At 62.3% G+C, this 13954-nt stretch carries 13 protein-coding genes and 1 tRNA gene; 6 read left to right on the top strand and 8 right to left on the bottom strand.

Annotation, left to right across the window (positions count from 1 at the left end; translation table 11 throughout):
- Positions 1 to 164: 164 nt before the first annotated feature.
- From QRN54_RS32135 to QRN54_RS32120, 4 genes are all read right to left on the bottom strand, one after another.
- A tRNA-Val gene (locus QRN54_RS32135) sits at positions 165 to 236 on the bottom strand.
- Positions 237 to 268: 32 nt separating this feature from the next.
- On the bottom strand, positions 269 to 733 hold the full coding sequence (locus QRN54_RS32130) for a peroxiredoxin (protein ID WP_003941619.1): 465 nt from the start codon (positions 731 to 733) through the stop codon (positions 269 to 271).
- A gap of 35 nt (positions 734 to 768) precedes the next feature.
- Positions 769 to 1194 (bottom strand): DUF3052 domain-containing protein, encoded by a 426-nt coding sequence (locus tag QRN54_RS32125; RefSeq protein WP_003941575.1) that lies wholly within the window; start codon positions 1192 to 1194, stop codon positions 769 to 771.
- A gap of 177 nt (positions 1195 to 1371) precedes the next feature.
- The gene (locus QRN54_RS32120; protein WP_238704674.1) at positions 1372 to 1932 is read right to left on the bottom strand and encodes an Rv2240c family protein; all 561 of its coding nucleotides are present in this window, start codon (positions 1930 to 1932) and stop codon (positions 1372 to 1374) included.
- A 233-nt stretch (positions 1933 to 2165) separates the two neighbouring features.
- Here QRN54_RS32120 and aceE point away from each other — a divergent pair, with 233 nt between their 5' ends.
- The 6 genes from aceE (at position 2166) to QRN54_RS32090 (ending at position 10645) form a co-directional block, all read left to right on the top strand.
- A complete protein-coding gene (gene aceE / locus QRN54_RS32115; RefSeq protein ID WP_042445740.1) occupies positions 2166 to 5021 on the top strand; it encodes a pyruvate dehydrogenase (acetyl-transferring), homodimeric type in 2856 nt (951 codons plus the stop codon).
- A 99-nt stretch (positions 5022 to 5120) separates the two neighbouring features.
- Complete coding sequence (locus tag QRN54_RS32110; RefSeq protein ID WP_003941635.1) at positions 5121 to 6449, top strand: PucR family transcriptional regulator; 1329 nt, start codon at positions 5121 to 5123, stop codon at positions 6447 to 6449.
- Positions 6450 to 6576: 127 nt separating this feature from the next.
- A complete protein-coding gene (locus QRN54_RS32105) occupies positions 6577 to 7485 on the top strand; it encodes an ACP S-malonyltransferase (protein WP_064689135.1) in 909 nt (302 codons plus the stop codon).
- 84 nt (positions 7486 to 7569) lie between these two features.
- Positions 7570 to 7845 (top strand): meromycolate extension acyl carrier protein AcpM, encoded by a 276-nt coding sequence (acpM, locus tag QRN54_RS32100; protein ID WP_003941649.1) that lies wholly within the window; start codon positions 7570 to 7572, stop codon positions 7843 to 7845.
- Between the two features lie 7 nt (positions 7846 to 7852).
- A complete protein-coding gene (locus tag QRN54_RS32095; protein WP_003941591.1) occupies positions 7853 to 9103 on the top strand; it encodes a KasA/KasB family beta-ketoacyl-ACP synthase in 1251 nt (416 codons plus the stop codon).
- Between the two features lie 108 nt (positions 9104 to 9211).
- Positions 9212 to 10645 carry an acyl-CoA carboxylase subunit beta gene (locus QRN54_RS32090; protein WP_003941597.1) on the top strand — a complete coding sequence of 478 codons (1434 nt, stop codon included), beginning with the start codon at positions 9212 to 9214 and terminating at the stop codon, positions 10643 to 10645.
- A gap of 110 nt (positions 10646 to 10755) precedes the next feature.
- Here the strand turns inward: QRN54_RS32090 and QRN54_RS32085 are convergent, their stop codons facing one another.
- From QRN54_RS32085 to QRN54_RS32070, 4 genes are all read right to left on the bottom strand, one after another.
- A complete protein-coding gene (locus QRN54_RS32085) occupies positions 10756 to 11265 on the bottom strand; it encodes a DUF3145 domain-containing protein (RefSeq protein WP_042445731.1) in 510 nt (169 codons plus the stop codon).
- Positions 11266 to 11393: 128 nt separating this feature from the next.
- On the bottom strand, positions 11394 to 12233 hold the full coding sequence (locus QRN54_RS32080; RefSeq protein WP_065352613.1) for a serine hydrolase domain-containing protein: 840 nt from the start codon (positions 12231 to 12233) through the stop codon (positions 11394 to 11396).
- A 36-nt stretch (positions 12234 to 12269) separates the two neighbouring features.
- Entirely contained in the window at positions 12270 to 13397 is a 1128-nt protein-coding gene (locus tag QRN54_RS32075) for an NDMA-dependent alcohol dehydrogenase (protein WP_003941638.1), read from the bottom strand.
- 306 nt (positions 13398 to 13703) lie between these two features.
- On the bottom strand, positions 13704 to 13954 hold a 251-nt coding region (locus QRN54_RS32070), incomplete at its 5' end, for an HNH endonuclease signature motif containing protein (protein WP_285183956.1).

Raw genomic sequence — 13954 nt, 5'->3', positions numbered from 1 at the left:
CGATGTGTATGTGCGGACGGGTGGGATGCACGCGCGTCGGGTCGACGGCTACTTCGATCACAGAACTGGACATGCGTCCAGAATGGCGTATTGCGGACAATTCGTTGCCGAAAATGAAAAAACCCCGATCTGCGTCGACGCAGATCGGGGCTTGAATTCTTCGGTGGGCGCGGAGGGTTTCGAACCCCCGACCGCTGGTGTGTAAAACCAGAGCTCTACCACTGAGCTACACGCCCGAACTCCCGGTGAGACCCTCACCGGGAGTGCTCTAAGACTCTAGCGCGGCAAGCGCGTTTGCCCAAAGTCCGTGGTCACGGGCTTCTCCGGGGCCGTTCATCTCGGCAAAACGAATGATTCCGTCTTTGTCGATGACAAAGGTGCCACGATTCGCGAAGCCCAACTTGTCGTTGAACACCTCGTACTTCTGAGCGACCTCACCGTGCGGCCAGAAGTCCGACAGCAAGGGAAATGTGTATCCCTGCTCAGCTGACCAGATCTTGTGAGTCGGCGAAGCACCGACAGAAATCGCGAGAATGGCAGTGTCGTCGTTCTCGAACTTCGGAAGCTCGTCACGGACCTTGCAGAGTTCCCCCTGACAAGTCCCGGTGAAGGCCAACGGATAGAAGACCAGCAGAACGTTCTTCTTACCGCGGAAATCTGCTAGCGAGACTTCCTGGTTGTTCTGGTCCTTCAAGGTGAAATCCGGTGCCTGGGCACCAACTTCGAGAGGCATGTGCGATTCCTTGGGAAAGTGCGGAAAGGACCGGGTCAGCGCTTGTTGGCCGGACGAGCCTTCGGCTGAACCAGTCGACTTCCCGACCAGTCACCGAGGTTGGCTGCCGATGTCTGCGTCAGGCCGGCAGTCGGCGCCGATTCGGCGATCTCGCTGGGCTCGACGTGTCCGTCGAGACCGGTCTTGGGAGTGAGAACCCACACGAAGCCTTCGTCGGCGAGGGGCCCGATGGCATCCATGAGGGCGTCCACCAGGTCACCGTCCTCGTCGCGCCACCACAGCAGCACGACATCGATGACCTCGTCGGAATCCTCGTCGAGCATTTCCCCGCCGATGGTTTCCTCAACCGCGGCACGAATGCCGTCGTCGGTATCCTCATCCCAGCCCAGTTCCTGCACCACCATGTCAGTGGTAATCCCGAGTTTCTGAGCGTAGTTCTGGGCATCCGCCGCGGCGACCACGGTGGGGTCCTCCTTTTGTTGATGGTGTGTGGCGACCCCGCACACCTACCGTTTGACGATCAATTAGGGAAAGCGAACATGGTCTGAGGCGTTAGCGCAAGCCGACCACGCCGAAAACTTTCACCAAAGATCGTCTTCTGACACACGGCGAACCTTACGCCTGCGGATTACCGCAGGTCACAGGGATCCACATTCATCGAAGATCGACTTGCGAATCGAATTGCTCGTATCGCTGATCGAATTGATTTCATCGGCCGAATGATCACTCTCGATCACGACAGCAGATGAACGTAGGTTCGCGGCCAATTCGGCGAACAGTCCGGAAAGTTGCGTCGGAAGTTCACTCGCGACCGAGTCGAACCACGAGGCCGTCTCCCTTGCCGAGGAAGCAGCAGCGCTTGCTTCGGCTCTCAGGTCGGTCTCACCATGATTTCCGGCGTCGACGTAGGCATTGAACGCAACCACGTCGTTTTTCGATCGAGAGACCGCTTCCTCACAGATCGCGAAAGCTGCCTCTGCCGCATCTGCCGCCGCTTTCGACGAGGACGCGGCGGCCATCGAAATACTCACCTCGGATTGGTATGCAGCCACGTGCGCTTCATTGGGTACTGCCGATCCGGTCACCGCCGCCGAACATCCCACGATCACCGACAGTCCCACTGCGATCGATCCGACCGAGACCCACGCCCCGACCCTGCCGTAATTGATTTCTTTGTTTATTTTTTCCCACCCCTTCATACGTTCCGATCGATCCCCCAAGCCTGTGACTACGGGGAACCATCACACCCCTGCGTCACGCCGAAAAACGCTACCCGAGAGTAACCAGAGGCGAGGTATGCCGGACCGACCGGGATGGTGAAAGATGAGGTACGCGCCATATTCACGATGGAAGTGCGTCGGACCTAACAAGGCCTCGATCACCTATGTAAGGACGCCCCACCACGCGTCCCCAAACCAATGAGGAGCACACGTTGTCTGACCTGATCCAGGGTCCCGCGTCCGGGCAGAACGCCGATTCAGGCGCCGCCGGCGAGTCGGGTTCGCCCGCGTCGAATACGCCGGGGGGAACCGACGGTCGCGTTCGCGTCATTCGCGAAGGTGTTGCGTCGTACCTGCCGGACATCGATCCGGACGAGACCACCGAATGGCTCGAATCATTCGACGGACTTCTGGATCGATCCGGACCCACGCGTGCCCGCTACCTCATGCTCCGCATGCTCGAACGCGCCGGCGAGAAGCACGTCGCACTCCCCGCGCTCACTTCGACCGACTACGTCAACACGATTCCGACCGAAAACGAGCCGTGGTTCCCCGGCGACGAAGAGGTCGAGCGCCGCTATCGCGCCTGGATCCGTTGGAACGCCGCGATCATGGTCCACCGCGCTCAGCGACCGGGCGTCGGCGTCGGCGGTCACATCTCGACCTATGCATCCTCGGCAGCGTTGTACGAGGTCGGCTTCAACCACTTCTTCCGCGGCAAGGACCATCCCGGCGGCGGCGACCACATCTTCATCCAGGGTCACGCCTCCCCCGGCATCTACGCGCGCGCCTTCCTCGAGGGCCGGATCCCCGCGGAACAGCTCGACGGATTCCGCCAGGAGAAGTCGCACGCAGACTTCGGCGGCGCACTGCCGTCCTACCCGCACCCACGGCTGCTTCCCGACTTCTGGGAATTCCCGACGGTCTCGATGGGCCTCGGCCCGATGAACGCCATCTACCAGGCCCGGTTCAACCACTACCTCAACGACCGCGGCATCAAGGACACCACCGATCAACACGTGTGGGCGTTCCTCGGCGACGGCGAAATGGACGAGCCCGAGTCACGCGGCCTCGCTCACGTCGCGGCAACCGAGGGCCTCGACAACCTCACGTTCGTCGTGAACTGCAACCTCCAACGCCTCGACGGCCCGGTCCGCGGCAACGGAAAGATCATCCAGGAACTGGAATCGTTCTTCCGCGGTGCCGGCTGGAACGTCATCAAGGTCGTCTGGGGTCGCGAGTGGGATGCGCTGCTGCACGCCGATCGCGACGGCGCACTGGTCAACCTGATGAACGTGACGCCGGACGGTGACTACCAGACGTACAAGGCCAACGACGGCGCGTTCGTACGCGATCACTTCTTCGGACGTGACCCCCGCACCAAGGAACTGGTCAAGGACCTCACAGACCAGGAAATCTGGAACCTCAAGCGTGGCGGCCACGACTACCGCAAGGTCCACGCCGCCTACGCAGCGGCCATGGCACACAAGGGCCAGCCGACGGTCATCCTGGCGCACACCATCAAGGGCTACACCCTCGGTAAGCACTTCGAGGGCCGCAACGCCACACACCAGATGAAGAAGCTGACGCTGGACGATCTCAAGGCGTTCCGCGACATGCAGCACATCCCGATCTCGGATGCCGAGCTAGAGAAGGATCCGTACCTGCCTCCGTACTACCACCCAGGCGCGGACGCTCCCGAGATCAAGTACATGCTCGACCGTCGTAAAGCACTCGGCGGGTTCCTGCCTTCCCGTAACACCGATGCGGCGCCGCTCAAGCTCCCCGAGGACAAGACGTACGACGTCATCCGCAAGGGTTCGGGCAAGCAGGAAGTCGCCACCACCATGGCGATCGTGCGCATCCTCAAGGAACTGTTGCGCGACAAGGAGATCGGCAAGCGCATCGTACCGATCATCCCGGACGAGGCTCGCACGTTCGGTATGGACTCGTGGTTCCCGTCGCTGAAGATCTACAACCGCAACGGGCAGCTCTACACCTCCGTCGACGCCGAACTCATGCTCGCCTACAAGGAGAGCCCGATCGGCCAGATCCTGCACGAGGGCATCAACGAGGCCGGCTCGACGGCTTCGTTCACCGCAGTCGGCACGTCGTACGCCACCCACGGTGAACCGATGATTCCGCTGTACATCTTCTACTCGATGTTCGGTTTCCAGCGCACCGGCGACGGCCTGTGGGCGGCTGCCGACCAGATGGCTCGGGGATTCGTTCTCGGCGCCACCGCCGGTCGTACAACTCTGACCGGTGAAGGTCTCCAGCACGCCGACGGACACTCGCTGCTCCTGGCATCCACCAACCCCGCAGCTGTCACGTACGACGCCGCGTTCTCGTACGAGTTGGCGCACATCGTCAAGGACGGCTTGCGCCGCATGTACGGCGGCACCGAGGGCGTCGACGGTTTCGGTGGCGAGAACATCTTCTACTACCTGACCATCTACAACGAGCCGTACGTTCAGCCGGCGGAGCCCGAAGGTCTCGACGTCGAGGGCTTGCTCAAGGGCATCTACCTCTACAAGACGTCCGAAGCATCGGGCCCGAAGGCACAGATCCTCGTCTCCGGTGTCGCGATGCCCGAGGGGCTGCGCGCGCAGAAGCTGCTTGCCGACGAATGGGGCGTCTCGGCCGACGTCTGGTCGGTCACGTCCTGGGGTGAGCTGCGCCGCGAAGGCGTCGAGTGCGAACGTCAGGCGCTGCTCAATCCGTCCGAGGATGCTCCGGTTCCCTTCGTCACCACGGCGTTGTCCTCGGCCCAAGGCCCCGTCGTCGCGGCTTCGGACTGGATGCGGGCGGTCTCGGATCAAATCCGTCAGTGGGTTCCCGGCGACTACACCACGCTCGGCACGGACGGGTTCGGGTTCTCCGACACCCGCACTGCAGCGCGTCGCTACTTCAACGTCGATGCCGAGTCCATCGTCGTTGCCGTGCTGATCGGTTTGGCGAAGGAAGGATCGATCGAGCGGTCGAAGGCCGTCGAAGCAGCGAGCCGATACCGCATCGACGACGTGAATGCTGCTCCCGAGCAGACCGGGGACACCGGTAGCGCCTAAGTCGTAGGGCAACAGTCCCAGCGATCGAAAACAGACCTACGCCCATCGCCGCGGGTGTCATCTCGACATCCGCTGCGGCGATGGGCGTAGGTTTTTCTCATGCCCGAACCTGATCCCGAGAAACCCGAAGAGGGCGTACGCCGCACTCGACCACAGTCGTCCGGGTTGCAGGCTGTACTCGCCCGCCGTCGTCAGGTTCGCGATCCACTTCCAGAAGCCTTGCTCCGCCGCGTCAAACAGTTCTCCGGCCGGCTCTCCACCGAGGCCGTGACCGTGATGGAGGAGCAGCTTCCGTTCTTCGACAGTCTCGACGCTTCGCAACGCGCCGACGTTCAACTGTTGGTGCAGACGTCGGTGGTGAATTTCCTGGAATGGCTGCGGCAACTCGACTCGGAGATCAGCTTCGGATACGAGTCGTTTCCGGTCATCCCTCAGGATCTTGCTCGACAGCTCACGCTGCGCCAGACCGTCGACATGGTCCGGGTGGCGATGGAGTTCTTCGAGAAATGGCTGCCGGCTCTCGCCCGCAACGATCAGCAGCTGATCGCGCTGACAGAAGCCGTCCTGCGCTACGGGCGTGAACTCGGTTTCGCAGCAGCGACGGTGTACGCAAGCGCTGCCGAGTCGCGGGGTGCCCTGGACACGCGACTGGAAGCGCTCGTCGTCGACGCCGTCGTGCAGGGAGACACCGGCTCGGACATGCTCTCTCGCGCCGCCACCTTGAACTGGGATGCCACGGCTCCGGCCACCGTCATCGTCGGGTCTCCCCCGCCGGACGAGCGGGTCTCGGTTGCCGGCACCGTCCACGCGACTGCCGCCGCGCACGGGCGCGCTGTTCTCGCCGTGGTGCAGGGTCCGCGACTGGTGATGATCGTCAGCGGCGAGCTGAGCAGTAAGACGGAAGGCAGCCAATTCCTTCAAGACCTGCTCATGAGTTTCGCCGACGAGCCGGTGGTGATCGGCCCGACGACACCCTCGTTGAGCGCAGCGCACTTCAGTGCGTCCGAAGCTCTGGCGGGAATCAAGGCTGTTGCCGGGTGGCGCGGCGCACCTCGTCCCGTTTTCGCGACTGAACTGCTCCCGGAACGGGCACTACTGGGAGACGCCGCTGCCGTGAAGGCTCTTCGCGATTTCCTCGTCGCACCTTTAGCTGAATCCGGCACAGTCTTGACCGATACTTTAGACAGTTATCTCGACTGTGGAGGTGCGGTTGAGACTTGTGCACGTCTTCTGTTTGTTCATCCAAATACCGTTCGGTACCGCTTGAAGCGAATCGCGGAAGTTACCGGCCGGGATCCAACGAATCCACGCGACGCGTATGTACTACGGATCGCCGCTACCGTGGGCCGATTGACACAAATCGATCTCAAATCGAACAATTCGGTTACTTCAGTCACATCTTTAACATCCGGACAAACAAACCTGTAACCCCTGAGCGTCCAATTTCGATGGCCGAGCGCGACGTGGGATTTTGTGGGAATCCTACAAAACACTTCGCCAGAGTTCATCGCGACCGACATCTCGCAGGTCGCTCGCGGCGGTGTTCTCTTAATAAGTGATTTCGTTGCTCGCCCCGGGACAGGGCTCTCAGACACCCGGCATGCTCAGCCCCTGGCTGGCACTGCCCGGAGCACAAGACCGCCTCGAAGTGTGGTCGAAGGCAGCCGGCCTGGACCTCGTCCGACTCGGCACGACCGCGACCGCCGAAGAAATCACCGACACCTCGGTAACCCAGCCCCTCGTCGTTGCCGCTGCTCTGCTGGCATACGAGGAAATCGAATCACGTGGGCTCCTCGGCGCCGACGTCATCGCTGCCGGCCATTCGGTGGGTGAGCTTGCCGCTGCTGCGGTCGCCGGTGTTATCTCCGCTGACGACGCGGTCGCGCTTGCCGCCCTCCGTGGCGCCGAGATGGCCAAGGCTTGTGCGCTCGAGCCCACGGGCATGTCAGCCGTTCTCGGTGGAGACGAAGCCGAAGTGCTCGCACGAATCGAAGAACTCGGGCTGGAAGCAGCCAACCGCAATGCGGCCGGCCAGATCGTGGCGGCCGGACTGCTCACCGCGCTCGAAGAACTCGCAGCAAACGCACCCGAAAAGGCCCGAGTCCGCGCACTACCCGTCGCCGGAGCTTTCCACACCCGCTTCATGGCGCCGGCGCAGGACGCCGTCGCAGCTGCTGCCGCCAAGATCACCCCTTCCGATCCGACGCGCACGCTGCTTTCCAACTCGGATGGCGCACCCGTCTCCTCGGGCGCCGACGCCCTCACCAAGCTTGCCGCGCAGGTAACCCGCCCCGTTCGTTGGGACCTCTGCTCCGCGTCGTTGCGGACAGCAGAAGTCAGCGCGATCGTGGAACTCCCGCCGGCCGGAACCCTCGTCGGAATTGCCAAGCGTGAAATGCGTGGCACACCGACGGTGGCCCTCAAGAACCCGGAGGATATCTCCGCACTGTCCGAGCTGACCTAGCTCGGACGCCCACCCGGCCGATCAGCCCGAACGGCGGCCGGACGTTTCACCCCACCTCAATCGATCAAGAAGGGAGCCACACCAGTGGCCCACACTCAGGAAGAAATCATCGCGGAACTCGGCCAGATCGTGGAGGAGGTCACCGGTATCGAGCCTTCCGAGGTCACCGTCGACAAGTCCTTCGTGGACGACCTCGATATCGACTCCCTGTCCATGGTCGAGATCGCCGTTCAGACCGAAGACAAGTACGGCGTGAAGGTCCCCGACGAGGATCTCGCAGGCCTGCGCACCGTCGGCGACATCGTCGCGTACATCCAGAAGCTCGAAGCCGAAGGCGCCGAAGCCAAGAACGCAGAGTGAGCCGACCGTGACTTCCGCTTCTACCCGCAAAGGGAAATTCCCCGACATCGTCGTCACGAGCCTCGCGACGTCGACCTCGGTGGCTGGTGATGTGGATGGCACGTGGAAGGCGCTACTCGCCGGCGAAAGCGGCATCGGAATCCTCGATGACCCGTTCATCGACGAGTTCGACCTTCCCATTCGCATCGGCGGGCACCTGAAGGTTTCACCGGACGAGGGCTTGTCCCGCGTCGAAATTCGACGGATGAGCTGGGTGGAACGCCTTGCCCTCACGTTGAGTCGCACGGTCTGGAGCAACGCCGGCAGCCCTGAAGTCGATCAGGACCGCCTGGCCGTTGTCATCGGCACCGGACTCGGCGGCGGCGACACGCTCATCGACGCCGTCGACAAGCTCCGTGGCGGCGGATACCGCAAGGTGTCCCCGTTCTCGGTGCAGATGGTCATGCCCAACGGACCGGCCGCAACGGTCGGACTCGAACTCGGGGCCCGCGGTGGCGTCATCACTCCGGTGTCGGCATGTTCATCAGGTTCCGAGGCAATTGCTCACGCTCACCGCATGCTTGTCATGGGTGACGCGGACATGGTTGTGGCTGGTGGAGTCGAGAGCTTCATCGACGCCGTTCCGATCGCGAGCTTCGCCATGATGCGTGCGATGAGCACCAACAACGACAATCCGGCCGCAGCTTCACGTCCTTTCGACAAGGACCGCGACGGATTTGTCTTCGGCGAAGCCGGCGCCTTGATGATCCTCGAAACCGAGGAGCACGCAAAGGCACGCGGGGCAACGATTCACGCCCGCCTGCTTGGTTCCGGAATCACTTCGGACGGGTACCACATCGTGGCACCGCATCCGGAAGGCCTGGGCGCGGCGCGAGCCATGACCCGAGCAATCGAGATGGCCGGACTGACGAAGTCCGACATCAAGCACATCAACGCCCACGCCACTGCGACGCCGATCGGTGACATCGCAGAGGCAAAGGCAATCAACGCAGCAGTCGGCAATCACGCTGCGGTGTACGGCCCGAAATCCGCGCTGGGACACTCGATCGGCGCTGTCGGCGCCCTCGAATCAGTCCTCACGGTTCTGGCAGTGCGTGACGGGATCATCCCGCCCACGCTCAACGTTGACAGCCAGGATCCAGAAATCGATCTCGATGTCGTCAAGGGTGAACCCCGAACCGGCTCTTTCGATTTCGCACTGAACAACTCGTTCGGTTTCGGTGGGCACAATGTCGCGCTCGCCTTCGGTCGGGCCTAGCCCGAACCGCGGTTTGCACCTGTCCGCGGGTGTCGTTGCAACACAACGTCACCCGCGGACAACACCGACCTTTCGTTCCACCCAAGGCTCGTACTGAAGGAGGACGCGATGACCATCCTGGCCCCCGTGACAAAGTCCGAATCATCGACAGACCCGCGCGATCCTCTTGCGCGCCTGGAAAATCTGTTCGACCCCGGCACAACAGTGCCGCTCCACGCCCGTGACAAGTCCGGTGTGCTCGCTGCGTCCGGAAACATCGACGGCGTCCGCACCATCGCATACTGCTCCGACGCCACTGTCATGGGTGGCGCCATGGGCGTCGACGGTTGCAAACACCTCGTCAAAGCCATCGATACCGCTATCGAGGAAGAGTCCCCCATCGTGGGCCTCTGGCACTCCGGTGGCGCGCGTCTGGCTGAAGGCGTCGAGGCGCTCCACGCCGTCGGACTGGTCTTCGAGGCCATGGTCCGCGCGTCGGGTCTCATACCTCAAATTTCCGTCGTGCTCGGCTTTGCCGCTGGCGGAGCCGCGTATGGTCCAGCCCTCACCGATGTCGTGATCATGGCGCCGGAAGGCCGAGTGTTCGTCACCGGGCCAGACGTAGTTCGTAGTGTCACCGGCGAACAGGTCGACATGGTGTCACTCGGCGGTCCGGACACACACACCAAGAAGTCGGGTGTCGCGCACATCGCCGCACACGACGAGGCCGACGCATTGCACCGCGCGCGCCGCCTGGTCTCGATGATGTGCGAGCAGGGCGAATTCGATCAGCGGGCAGCGGAACTCGGCGACAGCGATCTGCGCGCCATGATGCCCGCCTCCGCGAAACGCGCGTACGACGTTCGTCCGATCGTTCACGAAATGCTCGACAACGTCGAAGGCGAGTCGAGTTTCGAAGAACTGCAAGGCAATTACGCTCGGAGCATCGTCACCGGTTTCGGCCGGATGGCCGGACGCACCGTTGGCGTCATTGCGAACAACCCACTGCGACTCGGGGGGTGCCTGAACTCCGAAAGTGCAGAGAAGGCCGCTCGATTCGTGCGACTGTGCAACGCATTTGGCGTGCCGCTCGTGGTCGTCGTCGATGTTCCCGGGTATTTGCCGGGCGTCTCGATGGAGTGGGAAGGCGTTGTCCGACGCGGAGCGAAGTTACTTCACGCCTTCGCCGAGGCAACGGTCCCCCGCGTCACCGTCGTCACTCGAAAGATCTACGGCGGCGCCTACATCGCGATGAACTCGCGAGCACTGGGAGCCACGGCCGTATTCGCTTGGCCCAACTCCGAAGTAGCCGTGATGGGTGCGAAGGCTGCTGTCGGCATCCTGCACAAGCGGGCCCTCGCAGCTGCACCGGACGACGAGCGTGAAGCATTGCACGACCGACTCGCTGCCGAGCACGAGGCAATCGCGGGCGGCGTCGACCGCGCGGTCGAAATCGGCGTCGTCGACGAGGAAATCGACCCGGCGAAGACTCGCAGCATCGTGACCGCTGCCCTCGCGTCTGCACCATCTGTCCGCGCGCGGCACAAGAACATTCCGCTCTGACAACCCTGGACAGCAAGGTGGGCCTCGCCGATACGGCGGGGCCCACCTTTGTCATTCAAGTCTTTGTCGTTCAAGCCGCGAGAGCACTCCGGGTTCAGGATGGACCTCGGTCAGCTGACACGCCTTCGCAGCCATGTCACTTCGGCACCTTCGCCTGAACTCCGGAAGGGTTCGAGTTCCTCGTCCCACGGTGTACCTATCGCCCGATCGATTTCCGCGGCGATGTCTCCACCGGAATTCATGATGGACCGCAGTTTCATCTCCCCTACGACGACATCACCGTTCGCACTGGTGGATCCGCGCCACAGGCCCAGACCGGGCACATGGCTGTACCGTTCGCCGTCGACGCCATGACTCGGGTCCTCGGTGACCTCGAACCGCAACATCGGCCACGCGCGTAGCGAGTCGACCAGGCGGGCACAGGTTCCGACGGGACCCGTCCAGTCCGTCGTCGCACGCAGAAGCCCGTCGTAGGCAGGCTGTGAGGTCCATCTGAGCTTGGCAGGGCTGTCCAACGTGGCGGACAGAGCCCAATCCACGTGCGGGCACAGCGCCGCGGGCGACGAGTGGATGTAAACCACACCAGTCGTCACGTCCGCGAATTGATTCATTTCGCGCACTCGAGCCTCCTGCTTCGACGAGGGACGTCTTCCCCAACGACCTCTGTCGAGTTCGTGCAGCACGCTCGATTGAACAGTGTGCCTTGTGTTACCCGTGTTGCGCCAGTGGAAGGAGAGAAATTTGTGCTCTACCGCGAAACTTCACCGACCACGCCATCCGACAATTCGGTCCACAAAGGCTTGGCCCAATCACCGAAATCGCGATCGGTAAGCACGACGCACGCAGTACCGATCGTGGGATCGACCCACAGAAACGTCCCGGACTGGCCGAAATGACCGAAGGTAGCGGCCGAGTTCTCGAGACCCGTCCAATGCGGACGCTTGTCGCCCCGAATTTCGAATCCGAGGCCCCAGTCGTTGGGGCGCTGAGAGCCATAGCCCGGAAGAATTCCGTTGAGCCCCGGGAACTGCACAGTTGTCGCCTCTGCGAACGTCTGCGCCGAGACCAGAGTCGGCGAGAGCAGTTCAGCCGCGAACTTGGCCAAGTCGTCTGCCGATGCCTGCGCACCGTGACCGGCCGGACCGACAAGAGCCGCGCTGGTCATCGCCAATGGCGCGAACACCGCCTCGGCCAGATAGTCGGCAAATTCGATCTCGGTCTCCCGGGAAACCAACTCGGCAAGCACCTCGAACCCCGCACTCGAGTAGATCCGCTTCGACGCCACCGGAGCCTGAACAACACGTTCGGCGAATGCCAATCCCGAAGCATGTGCGAGGAGATGACGAACGGTCGACCCCTCAGGCCCGGCCGGCCCATCCAACTCGACCGCCCCCTCCTCCACTGCCACGAGAATCGCGTAGGCGCACAACAGTTTTGTCACCGAAGCCAGGGGGAAAACATGCGCCTGGTCGCCACTGAAACCACGAATGCGGTCGCCCTCACCGGGATTCTTTCCGGAGAGGACGACCGCTGCCGCATTGTCGACCGGCCACTGCTGGATTACGTCGAGACTGTGAGTACTGGGCACCCGATCAGACTACTGGCACAAGGGTTGCGCTTCCGATCACCAGTCAGCTTCGGTGTAGCGGATGACGCCGCGGATGTTCTTGCCATCCAACATGTCCTGGTAGCCGTCGTTCACGCCTTCGAGCGTGTAGGTCCGAGTGACCATGTCGTCGAGGTTCAGCTTGCCTGCCTTGTACATCGCGAGGAGGTTCGGCACGTCCTGGCGAGCGTTGCCACCGCCGAAAATGTTGCCCTGAAGGTCCTTCTGAAGCATCGCCATCAGGAACAGGTTCAGCTTCACATCCATGTCCGTCAGGTGCCCCATTGCGGTGACGACACAACGGCCGGCCTTTGCCGTCAGAATCATCGCTTCTTCGACGTACTCACCCTTCATTTCGCCGACGGTGATGATCGTCTTCTGCGCCATGCGGCCATACGTAGCGTCGATGATCGGCTGAATGGCAGCGGCAGCGCTTTCGAAAGCGTGCGTTGCGCCGAACTTCAGAGCCTGCTCACGCTTCCACGGCACGGGGTCGATGGCAAAGATGTACCGGGCGCCCGATGCAACTGCACCCTGTAGCGCACTGATACCGACGCCGCCGACACCCATGATCACAACGTCTTCGCCGGGCTTCACATCGGCGATGTGGGTTGCCGATCCCCAACCGGTCGGGACGCCGCAACCGACGAGTGCGGCAACCTCGAACGGAATATCCTTGTCGATCTTCACCACTGACGACTGGTTCACGACCATGTAGGGCGAGAACGTCCCTAGCAGGCACATCGGGATCACGTTTTCGCCGCGAGCCTGGATTCGGTAGGTACCGTCACTGATGGCCTGGCCGCTGAGGAGGCCCATCCCGAGGTCACACAGGTTCTGATGGCCGGCCGAGCACGCCGGACAGGTTCCACAAGCCGGAATGAAGGACAGAACGACGTGGTCGCCGACCTCCAGACCCTTGACCTCCGGGCCGAGCTTGGTGATGACGCCCGAACCCTCGTGCCCACCCATGACGGGGAACGACGGCATCGGGGTCGCGCCGGTGACGATGTGGTGATCGGAGTGGCACATTCCGGCCGCTTCCATGCGAATCTGAACTTCGCCGGCTACCGGCTCACCGATCTCGATCTCCTCGACGGACCACTTTTCATTGAGGCCCCACAGGATTGCACCCTTGGTCTTCACGTCACTTCACCCTTTCATTCGCACACCCGCATCTATCTCTGTGACCATAGCCACAAATCTGCGAAATTGGAACGTGTTCTAACGAAAGATTTTGCACTGCAGGTCAGACGTCCAAATGACCTGGCACAACCGGCGCGGCAACAACGGAATAATGACCCACTGAGTGGGACAGGCCACACGGGCACCCGAAAGTAGAGCCGCCCCGAAAGCACGCAACCATTCGACTCCACCCCACCAATCGGTCGGACACAGAGCAGCGGGTCTGAAACAGACCTGGGCATGTTCTGGTGCATCTGAGGTTCGTCCTCAGGTTTTGAAGGTGGTGTTCGCCGGCCGCGGTTGCTGACCCGGGTCGATCGAGGGTGGCGGGATGAACCACGGTTTGTTGTCGACACCGATGCGGATCACCCATTTCCCGACGAACCCTGATTTCCGGTGCATCAACCGATGATGTGAACGGCACAGCAGGACCAGGTTGTTCATCACCGTCGGGCCACCGTTCGCCCAGTGCCGGATATGGTGCGCATCGGTCCACGCCGGTACACATGTGCAACCCG

Source organism: Rhodococcus sp. MEB032, assembly GCF_030208925.1.
Classification (GTDB): domain Bacteria; phylum Actinomycetota; class Actinomycetes; order Mycobacteriales; family Mycobacteriaceae; genus Rhodococcus_F; species Rhodococcus_F qingshengii.
This window is presented reverse-complemented; position numbering and strand designations above follow the sequence as displayed.

Coding starts and splice junctions, on each gene's coding strand:
- QRN54_RS32130 (WP_003941619.1), bottom strand. CDS start 733: ATGCCTCTCGAAGTTGGTGCCCAGGCACCGGATTTCACCTTGAAGGAC.
- QRN54_RS32120 (WP_238704674.1), bottom strand. CDS start 1,932: ATGAAGGGGTGGGAAAAAATAAACAAAGAAATCAATTACGGCAGGGTC.
- QRN54_RS32110 (WP_003941635.1), top strand. CDS start 5,121: ATGCCCGAACCTGATCCCGAGAAACCCGAAGAGGGCGTACGCCGCACT.
- QRN54_RS32090 (WP_003941597.1), top strand. CDS start 9,212: ATGACCATCCTGGCCCCCGTGACAAAGTCCGAATCATCGACAGACCCG.